The following is a 17,464-nucleotide window of genomic DNA, read 5'->3' as shown; positions in this document are numbered from 1 at the left end:
GCGTCGCTCTTCGCGCGCTTCGCCTCCCGCCAGGACGACTCCCCGCAGATGAAGATGATCGCCGCGCTGCGCAACCAGTTCGGCGGCCACGCCGTCGAGACCGCGGACGGCGACAAGTAACCCACGGTTCGAGCCCGTTGCGGCGCCGGCCCTCCAGTGGCCGGCGCCGCCGGCGCCCGCCCCGCCCCCTGCACATCGCACCAGGTGCCGATGGCCGAAAGCGGATGAAGGATCATGGGCCACCTGCTCCTGCTCCGCCACGGCGAAACCGCATGGACCCTGTCCCGGCAGCACACCAGCCACACCGACCTTCCCCTCGCGGCCCACGGTGAGGAGGAGGCCGCCCACGTCGCCCCGCTGCTCACCGCGCACGACATCGGCCTCGTCCTGACCAGCCCGCTGCGCCGGGCCGTGCGCACGGCGGAGCCGGCCGGGGCGGCCGGCGCCGATGTCGACCCGGACCTGCGGGGATGGGACTACGGCGGCTACGAGGGCATCACCACCGCGGAGATCCACCGCACCCGGCCGACGTGGAACCTGTGGACCGACGGCGTGGCCCCGGGCCCGCCGGCCACCCGGGGGAGAGCCCCCGGGACGTGGGCCGCCGCGCCGATCGCGTGCTCGCGCGCAGCGAGCCGATACTGCGCGACCCCGCCGCGGGCGACGTGCTCCTCGTGGCCCACGGCCACGTACTGCGGGGTCCTCACCGCCCGCCGGCTCGGCCTGCCGCCCTCCGCGGGATCACTGTTCGCCCTGGACTCCGGCACCGTCAGCCGGCTCGGCGTCGAGCACGGCCGTCCCGTGATCAAGGCCTGGAACATGACGAGAACCCCGGCGGCGGGTGCCGGACCGGTGGGTCCCCGAGCGGCCGCGGCGTAGAGCCCCCGGTACGCGGGCACCAAATTCGCGCCGAAGTTGGTGTGTGCGGCCCAATGCCCCGTTCGCCCGCGACTTCTAGCCTCAGAGGTGCGGATGCGGTCCGGTCCCCGCGGAGCGGGAGGAACGCGGCACAGCCGGTCGTGGGCGCCCGCCGCTGATCCGGCTCACGCACGGCCGGTGCGGCCCCCGTCCCCGGGTGCCGTGCCGGAGAAGGGATTGCCATGGCGGACACACCCCTGCTGGAGGGACTGCACGTCGTCGACCTCGCGAGCTTCATCGCGGGTCCCGCCGCGGCCACGGTGCTCGGGGACTTCGGCGCCGACGTCGTCAAGGTGGAACCACCGCATGTCGGGGACAGCTACCGGGCGCTCAGCCGCTTCCCGCCGAACCCCCGCGTCGAGGGGGTCAATTACCCCTGGCAGATGGACAACCGCAACAAGCGCAGCATCGCCCTCGACCTGAAGTCCCCCGAGGCCCGGCCGGTGGTCGAGCGGCTGGCGGAGTGGGCGGACGTGCTGGTGACCAACTTCCCGCCGCGCACGCGCGCCGGGCTGCGCCTGGAGTACGACGATCTGGCGCCCCTCAACCGCCGGCTGATCTACGCCGACGTCACCGGCTTCGGGGAGGAGGGCCCGGAGGCGCACCTGCCCGGATTCGACGTGACCGCCTTCTGGGCGCGCACCGGGCTGATGGACGTGACGCGCGGGCGGGGCGCGCCGCCGGTGATGAACGCCTTCGGGTCGGGCGACCACCCGACGGCGATCACCCTGTTCGCCGGCATCATGACCGCGCTGTACCGGCGGGAGAGGACCGGCGAGGGCGCCCGTGTCACGGCGTCGCTGATCGCCGAGGGGGCGTGGTCGGCGAGCATGTGGCTGCAGGCCGTGCTGGTCGGCGGCAAGGGCCCCCGGCCGTCCGACCGGACCGATCCGCCGAACGCGCTCGCCAATGTGTACCGCACGGCGGACGACCGCTGGCTGCTGCTGGCCTTCGCCAACGAGGACAAGCAGGTCCCCCTGTTCCTCCGGGCCATCGGCCGGCCCGAGGCGGCCCGCAACCCGCACTACGCCGACACGCCGAGCCGCCGCCTCCACGCCGCCGAGATCGCCGCCCTGCTGGACAGGACGTTCGCGACCCGCACCCTGGCGGAGTGGCGCGAACTGCTCGACGCCGCGGGCCTCACCTACGGGGTCGTGCAGACCTTCGAGGAATGTGCGCGTGACCCCCAGCTCCTCGCCAACCGGGTCCTGGTGCCCATCGAGGACGGCGCCACCGAGCAGCACCTGACGATCGACAGCCCCGTGCGACTGGACCAGGAGCGGAAGGTGTCCCCGCGGCCCGCCCCCGACCTGGGCGAACACACCGATTCCGTGCTCCGCGACCTCGGCTACGACGACGCCGGGATCGCGGGCCTCCGCAGGGCCGCAGCGGTCGACTGAGACCACGACCGCGAGCGCGACCTCTTTCGATGGCTGCCGGAAAGGACAGAGCAGAGCAGGGGGGACAGCAGAGAAGGGACCCACCGCCATGAGCGCGACCAATGGCACGCCGACCGTGCGCACCGAGGAACGCGACGGCATCTTCGTGATCACCATCGACCGGCCGAAGGCCCGCAACGCCATCGACGGCGCCACCGCGCACGCGCTGGCCGCGGCGGTCGACGAACTCGACGCCCGTGACGACCTCCTGGTCGGCATCCTCACCGGCGCGGGCGGCATCTTCAGCGCCGGCATGGACCTCAAGGCGTTCGCGACCGGGCAGACGCCCGTCCTTCCCGGCCGGGGCTTCGCGGGCATCACCCGCATCGCGATCAACACCCCGCTCATCGCCGCGGTCGAGGGCTACGCGCTGGGCGGCGGCACCGAGATGGCGCTCGCCTGCGACATGATCGTGGCCGCCCGCGACGCCACCTTCGGCCAGACCGAGGTCCACTACGGCATCGTGCCCCCCGAGGGCGGCATGGTGCGCCTGCCCGAGCGCATCCCGCGGAACATCGCCCTGGAGCTGCTGCTCACCGGCGACCCGCTGCCCGCCGACCGCGCCGAGCGGCTCGGTCTCGTCAACCACCTCACCGAGCCGGGCGCGGCACTGACCCGCGCCCTCGAACTGGCCCACCGCGTCGCGCACAACGCGCCCCTGGCGATCGCGGCCGTCAAACGCGTCGTCAACGAGCGGACCGCCTTCCGGGACCAGGACGCCTTCCGCGACCAGGACCGGATCGTCGCTCCCGTGCTGGCGTCCCACGACGCCAAGGAGGGCGCCCGCGCCTTCGCCGAGAAGCGGGCACCCGAGTGGCAGGGCAGCTGACCGCGTGACCTCCCACCACACCCACCCAATCCAGGCGGCCCCACCATGCGCACCCAGGACGTGACCCACCAGCTCACCACCCCGTTGGACGCCCCGGCCTACCCCCCGGGCCCGTACCGCTTCACCGACCGGGAGTACCTCAACATCACCTACCGCACGGACCGCGAGGCCCTGGAACGCGTCGTCCCCGCACCCCTGCGGGTCGCCGATCCGACGGTGCGGTTCGAGCTCATGAGGATGCCCGACACCACCGGCCTCGGTGACTACTCCGAGTCCGGCCAGGTGCTTTCCGTGGAGTACGAGGGCGAGCGGGGCGAGTACGTCCTCGGCATGTACGTCGACAGCCTGCCGGCCATCGCCAGCGGCCGTGAACTGAGCGCCTACCCGAAGAAGCTCGGCGCCCCGCGGCTGGCCGTCGACTCCGACACCCTGGTCGGCACGCTCGACTACGGCTCGCTGCGGGTCGCGACCGCGACCATGGGCTACAAGCACGCCCCGCTCGACGCGGACCAGGCGCGGGACGAGGTCTGCCGCCCCACCTTCATGCTGAAGATCCTCCGCGGCTACACCGGGGAGCCGCGCATCTGCGAGCTGGTCCGGTTCCAGGTCGGGGACATCACCGTCAAGGGCTCCTGGACCGGCCCCGCCCGGCTGCAGCTCTTCGAGCACGCCCTCGCGCCGCTGGCGGACCTCCCCGTCCTTGAAGTCCTCTCCGCCAGCCACGTGCTGACCGACCTCACCCTGCCGCCGGCCGAGGTCGTCCACGACTACCTCACGTGAAAGGAGTCGTCATGAGCGACACCTTGGACGCGTATCGGCACGTCACCGTCATCGGCGCGGGGGTCATCGGTGCGTCGTGGGCGGCCCTGTTCCTCGCCAAGGGCCTGACCGTCACCGTCAACGACCCGCTGCCCGACGTGGACCGGCGCGTGCACGACCAGCTGCGGGAGGCCGAACCGGCGCTGGAGGCGCTCGGTCTGCCCACCGCAGGACTCGACCGCAACCTGCGCTTCGAGGCCGACCTCGACCGGGCGCTCGCGGACGCCGACGTGGTGCAGGAGAACAGCCCCGAGCGGCTGGAGTTCAAGCAGGACCTGCTGCCGCGGGTCGAGCGGGCCGTGCGCGCGGACACCCTGCTGCTCAGCTCCACCTCCGGCATCCCCGCCACCGAGATGGCCCGGGGGATGAAGCGGCCCGGACGCCTCGTCATCGGCCACCCCTTCAACCCGCCGCACCTGGTGCCCCTGGTGGAGGTCGTCCCCGGCAAGGAGACCGATCCGGAGACCGTGCGGCGTGCCGTCGCCTTCTACACCGCGCTGGGCAAACGACCGCAGGTGCTGCACAAGGAGTTCCCCGGGTTCGTCGCCAACCGCCTGCAATCCGCGCTCTTCCGTGAAGCGATCCACCTCGTCGTGGAGGGCGTGGTCACCGAGCAGGAGCTCGACGACATCGTCACCGCCTCGATCGGCCTGCGCTGGGCCGTCGCCGGGCCGTTCCGCAGCTTCCACCTGGGCGGCGGCCCCGGCGGCCTGCCCGCCTTCCTGCAGCACTTCGGCCCCGGCCTGGAGGCCGCGTGGCGCGGGCTCGGCACCCCGGCACTCGACGAGCGGACCGTCGGACTGCTCTCCGCACAGGCCGACTTCGGGGCGAGCATCGTGGAGCTGGAGACCGCACGGGACCAGGCGCAGATCAAGGTCATGCGCGCCCTCGGCGCATCGTGAGTCCCGGCGTGCCGGGGGTCACGCGGGCTTCTTCCTGAGCACCACCGATCCCAGGTGCTCCACGGCCAGCAGGGCGACGTCCAGATCGGTGCGCCGTTCCTGGACGGTGTGCCCCATGGCCTCCTCGGCCTTCCGGATCCGGTACTGCACCGTGTTCTTGTGCAGGATCTGACGGCCCGCGGTGGCCGTGTAACTGCACCCGGTGGCCAGGAAGATCCGCAGGGTCTCGCGCAGGCGCGAGGAGTGCTCGTCGTCGGCGGCCAACGGGCCCAGGACACCCCTGACCCAGGTGCACAGGTCGTCGACGTTCCCGCACATCAAGGCGATCGGCGCGACCCGGGCGTAGGCCGTGAACCGGCAGTGGGGGTTCGCCATCGCGGCGAGCTCCTGCGCGCGCAGGGCCTGGCGGTGCGTGCGGCGGAATCCGCCGATGCCCGGCTCCACACCTCCCGCGCAGACCCGCGCGGAGGGATCGGCGTCCTCCACCACGTCCGAGAGCCGTTCCCAGGGGACCTGGCGACGCCCGCCCAGCGGCAGCCAGACCCATGCGAGCGTCTCGTCCTGGGGGACGAACAGGGGCCGGCCGGGGCACTCCAGCGCCCCGGCGAGCTCACCGGTGAAGCGGTCGAGCCGGGCCAGTGCGGCACCGCCGCGACCGGGGGCGGGGAGCCAGGCCACCAGCCCGAGGTGGTGCTGGGCGAACCGGTAACCGAGGGCCGACTCCGCCCGGCCGGGGTCGGCGTCGCGGTCCGCGAGCACGTCCCGGACGCGAGCGGTCAGGCCCGCGGTCTCGTTCAGCAGCCAGAGGTCCCGTTCCCGCCGGTGGACCTCGACCACGTGCTCGGTGACGCGGTCGACGTAGTCGAAGCTCACCGCCAGCATGCGGGCAGTGGTCGCGGCGGAGAGATCCTCGCCGACGTCACCGCGGTGGAGCTCGTCGAGACACCGTTGCAGGAAGCACCCGTGGGCGATCCTGTAGGCCCTGACCAGCGCGATGACCGGAACGTCCCGCTGGGCCAGCCGCCGCGCGTACTCCTTGGCCGCCACGGGCTCCCCGACGGTGTCCGGCGGGATGTCGTTCTCGAAGACGTCCAGCAAGGTCGTGACGTTCTCCGAGACGCTCGCGTGCAGAAGCCTCAGGACGGTGTCGTCGCCCCCGAGTTGTGCCATCTCGGACATCACGTGCTCCTGGATGGCGCAGCTGACATCCGACAGGTGCGGCCTCATGTTCGCCGCCGTCAGGGAGAGTTGCTTCGCGGCCTCGGGGGTGTTGCCGGCCATGTCCGTGCGCCTCCGCCGTCGTCGCCCTACCGCCTGCCGGCTTCGGCCGGAGGGACGATCGCCTGCTTGAGGGTCTTGCCGGTGGGCCCCTTCGGCAGCGAGTCCACCGTCCAGATCCTGCGCGGGTACTTGTAGGCGGCGACCCGGTCCTTGACGTACTGGCGCAGCTCCTCGGCCGTCGTCCGCGCTCCCGGCGCGAGGACGACCGCCGCGCCGACCTCCTCACCGAGATCGGGGTCGGGCAGGCCGACGACCGCTGCCTCGGCGACCGCGGGGTGCCCGTACAGCACGGCCTCGACCTCGCGCGGGTACACGTTGTACCCGCCGCGGATGATCACGTCCTTCTTCCGCCCGACGATCCAGAAGTAGCCGTCCTCGTCGACCCGGCCGAGATCGCCGGTGTGGAACCAGCCGTCCCGGATGGCGGCCGCGGTCTCGTCGGGCCGCCGCCAGTACCCCTTCATCACGTTGTGACCGCGGATCACGATCTCGCCGGTCTCCCCGTGCGGCACTTCGTCGTCGCCGGCGTCGACCACCCGCATCTCGACGCCCGGGACCGGGGTGCCGACCGAACCGCGTTTGCGTTGGCCCTCGAGGGTGTTGAACGAGGCGACGGGCGAGGTCTCCGACAGCCCGTAGCCTTCGAGCACCACGCATCCGAACGCGGCCTCGAAGTCGCGCACCACCCGGGCCGGCATCGCCGCGCCGCCGCAGACGGACAGCCGCAGACGGGAGACGTCGTAGGCGTCCCTGTCGGGCGGCTTCAGCAGCCTCCCCAGGATCGTCGGCACTCCGGCCAGGACGGTCACCCCGTGCTCGCCGAGGAGGGCCAGAGCCGCTTCGGCGCGGAAGTGCGGCAGCAGAGTGAGGCACGCGCCGGCGGTGACGGAGGCGTTGAGCGTGCAGGTCTGCCCGAACGCGTGGAACAGCGGCAGCCCGCCGAACACCACGTCGTCGGGGGAGAGCCGGATCAGACCGGCGGCCACGTCACGGTTGCGGGCGAGGTTGGCGTGGGTGAGCTCGGCACCCTTCGGATGCCCGGTCGTCCCGGAGGTGTAGAGGATCACCGCGGTGTCGTCCGCGCGGCGGTCGGTCAGGTCCTCGGCGGCGGGGGTGTGGGCGAGCAGCCCGTCGAACCCGCCGGGATCGACGACGAGCACCTCGGCCTCCGCCTCCTGCGCACCGGCCCGCGCCTCGTCGGCGGCGGTGTGCCACGCGACCAGCAGCCGGGCACCCGAGTCGCCCAGGTAGTAGGCGATCTCCCGGGACTTGAGCAGGGGGTTCATCGGTACGACGATGCCGCCGGCCCGCAGTACGCCGTAATAGACGAGGGCGAACTCCGGGGTGTTGGGCAGCATGACGGCCACGCGGTCGCCCGGTGCGACACCCCGCTCGCGGAGCAGCCGGGCCATGCCCGCGCTGCCGCCGTCGAGGGAGCCGTAGGAGACGGTCTCGGACCCCAGGCGCAGCGCCGCCCGGTCCGGGTGGGCGCGGGCGCTGTCCACCAGGTCAGAAGCGAGGTTCATACGAGAACCGCCCTCCAGCATCGTGGCGCGGTGCCGGCGCCGCCTGGTGCCGCTCTCCTCAAAACGCTACGCCCCGACGAAGGCGGCACGCCACCGCACCGGGGAGAGGCGTCACGAAGCCGGCACGACGGGACCGCGGCGCAGGACCGCCGTGAGGGTGTCGACGGCGTTGACCACGTCGTCCGTGATGGGCGTCAGATGGACATCGGGTGGCACCGGCCGGTCGCGGAACTCCTCCTGGAGCCGGCGCAGCGGGGGAAGGGGGCCAGGCGGCCGCATGGATCTGAGCGCTCCGGCCAGGGAGGTCATCGTGACGTCCAGGGCGGCGCCGAGGGCGTCGAGGCGCTCGGCGTCCTGCCCGCCGCCCTCCTGGCCGATCGGCGGGCAGGGGCAGGGCGAGGCGATGAGGGCGTGCAACGCCAACTCGGCGTGCGCGAGTCTGGTCACCGCGGCGACCAGGGCTCTGGCGACGGCGGGGGTCAGCGGGGGGTGCGCGGGTTCGTCGGCCAGCCGGGCGGTGGACGCCTCGGCGTCGGTGCGGGCCCGGCGGGCGGCCGCCTGGAGGGTGCGCAGTCGCTCCGCCTTCACCCGCCCGGGGTAGGCGAGTTCGCGGAGCAGGGCCGTCGCGTACCGGCCGTTGGCCCGCATGAGGCGGGCGAACTTCTCCTGCGCGGCGAGGCCCTCCCAGGTCGGCCACACGGAGAAGGCGATGAGCGCGAGCGTGGCTCCGATCGCCGTGTCGACCAGACGGGCCGTGGCGGTGGTCTCCGCCGCGAACCCGAGGATGTCGAGGAGGATCACGATGTACACGGTGAGGAAGCAGCTGTAGAGCGCGTAGTTCACGTCGAACAGGGCGTAGGCGGCCGCGACGGTGATGCCGGCCGCCACGACCAGACCGGCGGGCCCCGGGTGGGCCAGTTCGGCCACGGCCGCGCCGAGCCCGGCTCCGACTGCCGTGCCGATCGCGCGGTGGACGCTGCGGTACACCGTCGAGTTGTAGTCGGGTTTGAGCACCAGGAAGATCGTCAGCACCACCCATCGGCCCTCGTAGAGGCCGGTGGCCTGGACCATCAGCTCGGCCAGGCCCGCGACCACGGCGAGCCGCACCGCGTGACGGCCGGCCTCCCCCGCGGGCGTGAGGTTGGCCCGCAGGGTGAGGACCGTCCATCTGAGGCCGCCCGCCGGGGCCGGCACCGGAAAGCCGCTCGGCACATCGCCGGGCGGCGTCCGCCCGCGCGCCGTGTCGAGGCGCCCCAGGATGCGGCTGACGGCCCGCAGTTGCCCGAGCAGGGACTCGGCGGCCCAGTGCGCAACAGCGCCGGAGGGAGCTTTCAGCTCCGCCAGGTACCGGTCCAGCTCGCGGAGGCGCTCCGCCCGCTCGGCCCGGCCCGATCCCAGCGCGTCCGCGGTGAGGCCGAGGGCCCGGCCGGCGCCGGCGGTGAAACGGTCGGCGGACCCGGAGGGATCGCCCGCCACGTGCACGCCCAGTGCGGACAGCGAGGCGCGGATGCGTTCGGCCTGCTCCAGCAAGTCGATGCAGGCCAGCCGGACGGCCTCCGGCAGCAGGGGGTTGGGGTCGGCGAGCCGGTCCCTGCCCGGGAAGGCGGCCGACGGCGGCGCCCCGGCCCGCCCCGCGGCCACCTCGCCGGCGTAGGCGGCCAGGCTCCGGTAGGACGCCGACAGCGCCGCGCGCTCCGGATCACCCTTCTGCAGCGCCCAGGAGAGGGCGACAAGGGCGCCCTGGAACAGACCGCCGGCGAGCACCAGACAGGCGCGCAGCGCCGCCTCGGCCGGCCCGAGCGGAAGGCCGATCGAGATCAGCAGCGCGACGGGCCACTGAACGGCCGCCACACTCAGCCGCGGTCCCAGGCAGACCGCCAGCCCGATGAGGTAACCCCAGAGGCTGACGACCACGACCAGCAGCCACGGGACGGCGGCCGCGGTCGTGGCCCCGACGAACGTGGACACGGCCATCCCGACGCTGGCCGCGGACACCGCGGCCACACGGCTGCGCGTCACGCCCTGGAAGGACGCGAACCCCGCGGGCAGCGCGCCCAGCGAAGCGAAGGCCCCGTACTCCAGATGCCCGAGAGCCGATCCCACGGCGAGCGGCACGACCACCCCCACCGCCACCCGGGCCGCGCGCCACGGCGCGGCGGCGCGCCAACGGAACGGCCCCAGCCGCAGCAGCCGCTGCCACTGGAACCGGCCCAGATAGCTGCGGGCCGACCTCAGATCACTGTGTTCCCGGGACGGTCCTCCGGGTTCGGTGCTCACGGGCGGATGACCACGGCCCCTTTGATGTGGCCGGCCACGGCGCGGTACGCGTCCTGGGCGTCCTCCAGGCTGAAGCGCTCGGCGATCGGCATGGGCCGGAACTGTCCGGAGTCGAAGTACGGCGTGAGCCGGTCGAGGATCGCGCCGCTCTCCACGACGTCGAGGTCGGCGCTGTTGCAGCCGATGACGAGGGTCTCGTTGCGGTACAGGTCGACCAGGTCGATCTCCACGGTGCGGGTGCCGACCGAGCTGATGACCACGAGCCGGCCGCCGTGGGCGAGCGAGGCGAGCGCCGCCGCGGTGGTGACGCCGCCGACGGCGTCGAACACCACGTTCACGCCGTGGCCCGAGGTGCCTTGCTTGATGCGGGAGCCGATGTCCCGCGGGCCGCCGTCAAGGGCCACGAACGCGTCGATCACCGAAGCGGCCGGCGTGTGGCCGGCGGGGTGCACGCGGTCGACGCCGATGACATGGGCGCCCATCACATGGGCGATCTGGGCCACGGCGCCACCGACGCCGCCCGAGACGCCGAACACCGCGATGGCCTCACCGGGAGCCAGCCGGGCCTTCACCACGGTGCCGAGCCAGCCGGTGACGAAGTGCACGCCAGAGGAGGACGCCTCCTCGAAGCCGAGCCGTTCGGGCTTGCGGACGAGCGCCGCCTCGGGGACGGCCAGCAACTCCGCGTGGGAGCCGTCGCGCCGGAAGCCGATGTCGCCTCCCGTGCCCCACACCTCGGCGCCGACCCAGTCGGACGGACCCTCGACGACGACGCCGGCGAAGTTGCGCCCGGGAATGCGGGGAAGGACCGTTCCCTCCATCTGGCCGGCGACGTTCTTCACGTCCGACGGGTTCACGGACGCCGCCTTGACGGCGATCAGCGCGTCGCCGGCCTTCTTCGAGGGATCGGGTCGGGTGGTGATGTCGAGGACATCGGGACCGCCGAAATGATCGAGACGCACAGCGCGCATCACAAGGCCTCCAGCCTGGTGCGTGTCGCAGTTCCCGCGGCTCTCCATTCTTCCGGGTCGCGGAGGTGGGCGCATTTCTGTGCGGATCGCCGACGCGCGGTGGGGCGGCCGGTCACGGCCGGCCGCTCCACCGCGCGGGAGTCAGCCCGCCGGCGGCAGGTCCACCAGCGTGGCAAGGGCGGTGCGGTGGCGGCCGGGCGTGCCCAGCGCGATCTCGTCGGCCTTGGCGCGCTTCAGGTACAGATGGGCGGGGTGCTCCCAGGTCATGCCGATGCCGCCGTGCAGCTGAATGCACTCCTCGGCGGCACGTACCGCCACGGGCGCGCAGAACGCCTGCGCCACGGCGACCGCGACGGCCGCCTCCCGGTCCCCGCGCGCCAGCGCGTCGGCGGCGTTGCGGGCGGCGGCACGGGCCTGCACGAGTTCCAGCCACAGGTCCGCGAGGCGGTGCTTGAGCGACTGGAACGAGCCGACCACGCGGCCGAACTGGTGCCGCTCCTTCAGATACCGCACGGTCTCGTCCAGGCACCACTGGGCCACGCCCAGCTGCTCCGACGCCAGCAGGCCCGCTCCGGTCAGCAGCGCCGCGCGCAGCGCCGCGGCGGCGCTCCCGGGGCCGGCGAGGCGGCGGCCCGCGACTCCCGCGAACGTGATGTCGGCGATGGGCCGGGTCAGGTCCAGCGGCACGGGCACGGAGACCTCGACGCCCGCGGCGTCCGCCCGCACCGCGTACAGCTCGGGACCTTCCGGGCCGAGCGCGGGCACCAGCAGCACCCCGGCGCCGGATCCGTCGGCCACGCTGGTCACCCTGCCGGTCAGCACTCCCTCCGCGTCGGCGCGCACCGTCGCCGGGAAGTCCGCGCCGGGCGCGGTGGGCAGCGGCACCACGAGCGCCGCCGGCTCCGTGCCCTCGGCGAGCCGGGCCGCCACCGCGTCCGCGTCCTTGGTGCCCGCCGCGAGCAGGGCGGACGTGGCCAGCACGGCGCTGCCCAGGAACGGAACCGGCGCGACGAAGCCGCCCAGCTCCTCCAGCACCACCGCGGCCTCCCGCGCCGAGGCGCCCTGGCCGCCCAGCTTCTCGGGCACCAGCAGCCCGGCGAGTCCGACCTCCTGCGCCAGCGTGCGCCACAGCGCCCCGTCGTAGGGCGCGCCCGCGCCGACGTGGGCCAGCACGTCGGCGGGCGCGCACCGGTCGGTGAGCAGCCCGCGCACCGCGGAGCGCAGATCGTCCTCGACGTCGGAGTACAGCAGATCGGAACTCATCGCGGCAGGTCCTTCCACGGGACGTCCTTGTCCGTACGGGGCTCGGAGGGCAGGCCCAGGACCCGCTCGGAGATGATGTTGCGCAGGATCTCGGACGTGCCGCCCTCGATCGAGTTGCCCTTCGCCCGCAGGTAGCGGTAGCCGGCGTCGCGGCCGTAGAAGTCGACGATCTCGGGGCGGGTCATCGTCCAGTCGCCGTACCGCAGTCCGTCCTCGCCCAGCAGCTCGACCTCCAGGCCGCTGACGCGCTGGTTGAGCGTGGCGAACGCCAGCTTCATGCCCGAGCCCTCGGGGCCGGGCGCGCCCACCGCGAGCTGCTGGCGCAGCCGTTCGCCGGTGAGGCGGGTGACCTCGGCGTCCACCCAGAGCCGCAGCAGGCGGTCGTGCAGGTCCGGCGTGCGCAGCTCGGGCCGCTCCCGCCACGTCGCGGCGACCGTGCCGATCATGCCGCCCTCGCGGGGCAGCGCCGTGCCGCCGATCGCGACCCGCTCGTTCATCAGCGTCGTCTGCGCCACCCGCCAGCCGTCGCCCACGGCGCCGAGGCGGTGCGCGTCCGGGATCCGGACGTCGGTGAGGAAGACCTCGTTGAACTCCGCCTCGCCGGTGATCTGGCGCAGCGGCCGCACCTCGACCCCGGGGTCGGTCATGTCGCACACGAAGTACGTGATGCCCTGGTGCTTGGGGAGGTCCGGGTCGGTGCGGGCGATCAGGATCGCCCAGCGCGCGTTGTGGGCGTTGGACGTCCACACCTTCTGCCCGGTCACCAGCCAGTCGTCGCCGTCCCTGACGGCCCGGGTGCGCAGGCCCGCCAGGTCCGATCCGGCACCGGGCTCGCTGAACAGCTGGCACCAGACCTCCTCGCCGGTCCACAAGGCGCGCAGGAAGCGGGACTTCTGGTCGTCGGTGCCGTAGCGGAGGACGGTCGGGGCCGCCATCCCGAGGCCGATGCCGATACGGCGTGGTTCGTTGTCCGGCGCCCCGGCGGCCGCCAGCTCCGCGTCCACCACGGCCTGCAGGGAGCGGGGGGCGCCCAGGCCGCCGAGGCCCTCCGGGTAGTGCACCCATGCCAGCCCGGCGTCGAACCGGGCCCGCAGGAAGTCCAGGCGGCCGGTCGCCGCGGGATCGTACGAGGCGAGCAGCGCGCGCACGCGTTCGCGCAGCTCCTCAGGGGTGAGCGTCATGCGGTGCGTCCCTCCGCGGTCGCGGTCACTAAGCAAGCGCTTGGAAATTAACCCACCCCGCCCCGCATGTCACCCCCCGAGCGCGGTTCCCCGTATTTCCTCGCCCGCCCTCCCCCAACCTTCGGCCGGGGGTGCCCCCAGCCCCGTGAAGTCACGCACCCCGGCGCGCGTGCGGGGTGGGCCGGGTTCGGGGCCTCCGGGGCTGCACGTCCTGGACTGGCATATTTACGCGCGTTTCCAGCACCTGCTCATCCCATCCCGACCCGGATACCGCGCACAAATATGCCGCACCGTCCAGAACATCCACCCTCCCCCAGCCTCCGGCCGGGGGTGCCCCCAACTCCCCCGCCCCCTCCGTTTCGTCATGCGCCTGATCCCGGTGGGGGGTGGTTGGCAGTGACGGCTGGGCACCCGGACAGCGCCGCGCCAATGGATGGCCCGAGCACGGTGCCGTCTCTACCCACCCACCGGGGATCAGGCGCGACAACTACGGAGGGGGCGGGGGTGCAGGGGTGGGCGTTCTGGACTGTGGAGCATATTTGGGTGCGGCACCCGGGGTAATCGATGGAAAGCACCGGAGGCACCTAAATGTGCTGTCCAGAATGGCCAGCCCCGGAGGCCCCGACCCCGGCCCAGGAACACACGCGCGCCGGGGTCACTGACCTCGCCGGGCACACGGGAGGGCGGGCGGGGAAAAAACCTACCCGGGCAACAAGCGCGCCCCGCGCTAGACGCTGGGGCCCGCCGCAACCCCCGTGATCGGGCGAAGGCCCCGCGACGGCCCCTGACACCCCTGCGCAGCCGCGATCCCGAGCGCAACCAGCAACGTGACCGTCACGAAGACGATGAGCCGCTGCCGCAACAGCCGCCGATCCGCGCCGCCCGGACGGCGCTTCGCGGGCGTACGCGGCGCCGGGGTCCGCCCGGAGGGCGTCCTGGCGGGGGTGCGCGCCGGCGTACGCGCAGGCGTACGGGAGGAGGGCGGCGGCGTGCCCGGCGCCGCGCGCCGCTCCGTCTGCTGGTCGGCGTACGCCTGTGCCCGCGGCCCCGTGGGCCGCTCGGGCCGCGGGCCGGCCGCCTTGGGCACGATGTCCCGGCGGCCCGGCCCCAGCCCGCGCGCCTCGCGGGCGGCGATCTCGGCCAGCCGCTCGGAGAGTTGCACCGTGCTGGGCCGCGCCTCCGGATCCTTCGTCAGGCAGGCGTACACCAGAGGGGCGAGCGAGTCCGGGACGCCCGCGAGGTCCGGCTCCTCGTGCACGACGCGGTAGAGCATGACCTCGGAACTGCCCTGCCCGAAGGGTGAGTCGCCCATGGCGGCGTACGCCAGGGTCGCGCCGAAGGCGAAGACGTCCGTCGCGGGCGTGACCGCGGCCCCGCGGACCTGCTCCGGTGCGAGGAAGCCCGGGGAGCCGACCGCCGTGCCGACGTGGGTGAGGGTGCTCGCGCCGGTCGCCCAGGCGATGCCGAAGTCGATGATGCGCGGACCCTTGGGCGACAGCAGGATGTTGGAGGGCTTCAGGTCGCGGTGGACGACCCCGGCCTCGTGCACGGCGACCAGGCCCTCGGCCAGGGCCGCGCCGACCGAGGCGACCTCGGCGGCCGGCAGGATGCCGTCGCGGGCGACCTTGTCGTGGAGGGACGGCCCGGGCACGTACTGGGTGGCGAACCACGGGCGTTCGGCCTCCAGGTCCGCGGCCACCAGCCGCGCCGTGCAGCCGCCGCGGATGCGCCGGGCGGCGGAGACCTCGCGGGCGAAGCGGGAACGGAACTCCTGGTCCTCGGCGAGCTCGGGGCGGATCACCTTGAGCGCGACGCGCTGGCCGCGTTTGTCGGCGCCCAGGTACACCACCCCCATGCCGCCCGCGCCGAGTCTCCGGTGCAGCCGGAACGAGCCGACGACACGCGGGTCCTCGCGCCGGAGCCGCATCATCGTCATGTCGTCCATCCCCGCTGCCTGCCCGGCCAGTCTGACGTCGACAGCTTACGGACTGACCGACCGTCGCGCCGCGAGGCCGCGCCCGCGCCGGACGGGGGATTGTCAGTGCCGGGTGGGATCCTTGAAAGGTGGGGAACGGTCCGGCGGATTCGGGGCCGGATTTTCTTCATGCCGTCAACAATCCATCGTGCAAGGGGGATTGACGCCATGAAAGGTGATCGTGTGGAGATTGTCGTGGATGCGGGGGACACGACCAGGACGTACGAAGTAGTGGCCACCAGGGCAGGGCGCAGGGTCGAGACGGCGGTACGTCGCGGGGTGGTGGAAGTGAGCGAAGTCACCCGTTCCGGCTCGGTCGTGCGCACCGCGCGCTTCATGGCGACGCGTGTCCTCGCGCTGGTGGAGCAGCCCATACCCAGGGACGACACCGAGGAGGGCGACGGGGACTGACCACCCCGCCGCGCCCTTCCCCGGGACATCCCCTCGGGGATGTCCCGGGGCCTTCGGCCGCCGCCTCCACCCACGGGAGTACGCGACGCGTCGCGGAGTCATCCTGGGGGAGGCCGGAGAAGGGGTACGAGGGCATGACGACCCGCCCCGGCCCGCCGCCTAGTGTTGAGGTCAAGCGGCGGGCGGAGCACTCGTCCCCCGAGGTCAAACGCCCGCCGCCCTGAACATCAACAGAAGGAAGCACGACCACGGGACCCAGGAGAGGGCCATGGCGAACACGGTGAGCCGCCCGGCGCGGCCGGGACGCGGCAGCAGGATCGCCGCCTTCGGCATACGTCCGTCCGGCACCCGGCATCCTCTGGTGGCGGTGGCCATGGCCCTGCCGCTGGCGGTACTGCTCGCGGTGGTCTTCGGGGGCTGGGACGCGGTCGTCACACAGGCGTCGTCCGTAGCCGGTCTGATGGGGCGCTGACAGATCGCTCCGAGGGTCCGGAAGAGCGGTCCGGGCCAGCGACAGCCGGTGAAGTAACCCCGTGGGGACGGGGGTCCGGCGGACGGCATGAGTGCCCGGGTACCTGTGGCGGTACCCGGGCATCTTCTTCGGCATTGCCACCGCGCGGCGCGCTGCCGCACAGTGGGCCGGTGAGACCAGCGGTGGGGGAGTCCTTGACCAGCAGTGCACCGACGCTGACGCGCGCCCTGGGGGCGATCGCGGCAGCGGCCTCGGGGATCCCCGGCCCGGCGCGGCCGCCGGAGCCCGCGGTGCTGGCTGTGCTGGCGGAGCGCGCCGAGTCCACGGTCGTGCGCAGCGGCGGCCTGGTCGCCAAGGCCCACGCCGGTGACACCGATTCCGCGGCGCTCTCCGTGCGGCTGCGGGTGGCCGCCCATCCGTTGCTCGACGGCATCCTGCTGCCCCCGGCCGCGCTGCCCGGTACCGACGGCGCCCTGAGCGCGCCCGTGCACGGCCGCACGGTGACGGTGTGGCCGTTCGGCCGGCCCGTCGATCCGGACGCCCCGGACTCCGCGCCCTGGGAGGACGCGGGCAGGCTGCTCGCCCGGCTGCACTCGGTGCCGGTCGCCGCGCTGCCCGGTCCGCTGCCGCCGATGCGCGGCCCGGCCAAGGCGGCCCGGGGAGTGGCCCGGATGCTGGCGGCGGGCGCGGCCGAACCGGCCGTCCTGGCCGCCTGGCGCGGGCTGCCCGCCTGGGCGCGCGACGAGGCGCCGCAGCCGCGCGACGGCGCGGCGCTGTGCCACGGCGACCTCCACCTCGGCCAACTGGTGCGCCACCCCGCGCCGCTGGGCCCGTGGCGGCTGATCGACGTGGACGACCTCGGGCTCGGTGGGCCTGCCTGGGATCTGGCCCGGCCGGCGATGTGGTTCGCCGCCGGGCTGCTGGACCCCGCCGACTGGGGCCGCTTCCTCGGCGCGTACCGCGCCGCCGGCGGCCCCGCCGTTCCCGCGGACGGTGACCCGTGGCCGCATCTGGACGTGGCGGCACGGGCGTTGGCGGTGCAGACCGCGGCCATCGCGGTCGCCAAGGCCGCGCAGGAAGGCCGCGTACTCGACGTGACGGAACAGGCCGTCCTCGATACGTGCCGCCGAATCGCGGAAGTAAAGTGCAGTTCTACGCCGGGGGAGGGCCCCCGGCCGGTGCGAGCGAGGAGATGAGCCG

The 17,464-nt window shown here is 73.6% G+C and carries 14 protein-coding genes and 2 pseudogenes; 9 read left to right on the top strand and 7 right to left on the bottom strand.

What is annotated here, in order from left to right; all coding sequences use genetic code 11:
* From ACFYXS_RS36820 to ACFYXS_RS36795, 6 genes and pseudogenes are all read left to right on the top strand, one after another.
* A pseudogene (locus tag ACFYXS_RS36820) lies at positions 1-120 on the top strand (6-phosphogluconate dehydrogenase); the annotation flags it as partial.
* Positions 121-234: 114 nt separating this feature from the next.
* Positions 235-879: pseudogene (locus tag ACFYXS_RS36815) on the top strand (histidine phosphatase family protein).
* Positions 880-1,100: 221 nt separating this feature from the next.
* Complete coding sequence (locus tag ACFYXS_RS36810) at positions 1,101-2,318, top strand: CaiB/BaiF CoA transferase family protein (protein ID WP_389256137.1); 1,218 nt, start codon at positions 1,101-1,103, stop codon at positions 2,316-2,318.
* A gap of 88 nt (positions 2,319-2,406) precedes the next feature.
* A complete protein-coding gene (locus ACFYXS_RS36805; protein ID WP_389256136.1) occupies positions 2,407-3,186 on the top strand; it encodes a crotonase/enoyl-CoA hydratase family protein in 780 nt (259 codons plus the stop codon).
* 45 nt (positions 3,187-3,231) lie between these two features.
* On the top strand, positions 3,232-3,966 hold the full coding sequence (locus ACFYXS_RS36800; protein WP_389256135.1) for an acetoacetate decarboxylase: 735 nt from the start codon (positions 3,232-3,234) through the stop codon (positions 3,964-3,966).
* Positions 3,967-3,977: 11 nt separating this feature from the next.
* The gene (locus ACFYXS_RS36795; RefSeq protein WP_389256134.1) at positions 3,978-4,907 is read left to right on the top strand and encodes a 3-hydroxyacyl-CoA dehydrogenase NAD-binding domain-containing protein; all 930 of its coding nucleotides are present in this window, start codon (positions 3,978-3,980) and stop codon (positions 4,905-4,907) included.
* Positions 4,908-4,925: 18 nt separating this feature from the next.
* On the opposite strand, the gene ACFYXS_RS36790 is transcribed toward ACFYXS_RS36795, so the two are convergent.
* From ACFYXS_RS36790 to ACFYXS_RS36760, 7 genes are all read right to left on the bottom strand, one after another.
* Complete coding sequence (locus ACFYXS_RS36790; RefSeq protein WP_389256133.1) at positions 4,926-6,188, bottom strand: PucR family transcriptional regulator; 1,263 nt, start codon at positions 6,186-6,188, stop codon at positions 4,926-4,928.
* A 26-nt stretch (positions 6,189-6,214) separates the two neighbouring features.
* Entirely contained in the window at positions 6,215-7,714 is a 1,500-nt protein-coding gene (locus ACFYXS_RS36785) for a long-chain fatty acid--CoA ligase (protein ID WP_389256132.1), read from the bottom strand.
* 111 nt (positions 7,715-7,825) lie between these two features.
* Positions 7,826-9,991: an FUSC family protein gene (locus ACFYXS_RS36780; protein ID WP_389256131.1), complete on the bottom strand. Its 2,166-nt coding sequence runs from the start codon at positions 9,989-9,991 to the stop codon at positions 7,826-7,828.
* Entirely contained in the window at positions 9,988-10,962 is a 975-nt protein-coding gene (locus ACFYXS_RS36775) for a zinc-binding alcohol dehydrogenase family protein (protein ID WP_389256130.1), read from the bottom strand. The genes ACFYXS_RS36780 and ACFYXS_RS36775 overlap by 4 nt, the downstream gene beginning before the upstream one ends.
* A 141-nt stretch (positions 10,963-11,103) precedes the next feature.
* Positions 11,104-12,225 carry an acyl-CoA dehydrogenase family protein gene (locus tag ACFYXS_RS36770; RefSeq protein ID WP_389256129.1) on the bottom strand — a complete coding sequence of 374 codons (1,122 nt, stop codon included), beginning with the start codon at positions 12,223-12,225 and terminating at the stop codon, positions 11,104-11,106.
* A complete protein-coding gene (locus ACFYXS_RS36765) occupies positions 12,222-13,406 on the bottom strand; it encodes an acyl-CoA dehydrogenase family protein (RefSeq protein WP_389256128.1) in 1,185 nt (394 codons plus the stop codon). Before ACFYXS_RS36765 ends, ACFYXS_RS36770 begins: the two co-directional genes overlap by 4 nt.
* Before the next feature lie 727 nt (positions 13,407-14,133).
* Complete coding sequence (locus ACFYXS_RS36760) at positions 14,134-15,342, bottom strand: protein kinase (RefSeq protein ID WP_389256142.1); 1,209 nt, start codon at positions 15,340-15,342, stop codon at positions 14,134-14,136.
* A gap of 207 nt (positions 15,343-15,549) precedes the next feature.
* Between ACFYXS_RS36760 and ACFYXS_RS36755 the strand changes: the two genes are divergently transcribed.
* From ACFYXS_RS36755 to ACFYXS_RS36745, 3 genes are all read left to right on the top strand, one after another.
* Positions 15,550-15,792 (top strand): hypothetical protein, encoded by a 243-nt coding sequence (locus tag ACFYXS_RS36755; protein ID WP_319665445.1) that lies wholly within the window; start codon positions 15,550-15,552, stop codon positions 15,790-15,792.
* 268 nt (positions 15,793-16,060) lie between these two features.
* A complete protein-coding gene (locus ACFYXS_RS36750; protein ID WP_384298627.1) occupies positions 16,061-16,264 on the top strand; it encodes a hypothetical protein in 204 nt (67 codons plus the stop codon).
* A gap of 194 nt (positions 16,265-16,458) precedes the next feature.
* Complete coding sequence (locus ACFYXS_RS36745) at positions 16,459-17,460, top strand: phosphotransferase enzyme family protein (RefSeq protein ID WP_389256127.1); 1,002 nt, start codon at positions 16,459-16,461, stop codon at positions 17,458-17,460.
* The last annotated feature ends 4 nt before the right edge of the window (positions 17,461-17,464 follow it).

This window comes from Streptomyces sp. NPDC002574 (genome assembly GCF_042889545.1).
Taxonomy (GTDB): domain Bacteria; phylum Actinomycetota; class Actinomycetes; order Streptomycetales; family Streptomycetaceae; genus Actinacidiphila.
The sequence above is the reverse complement of the archived record's forward strand: the minus strand, read 5'-3'. Positions and strand labels throughout refer to the sequence as shown.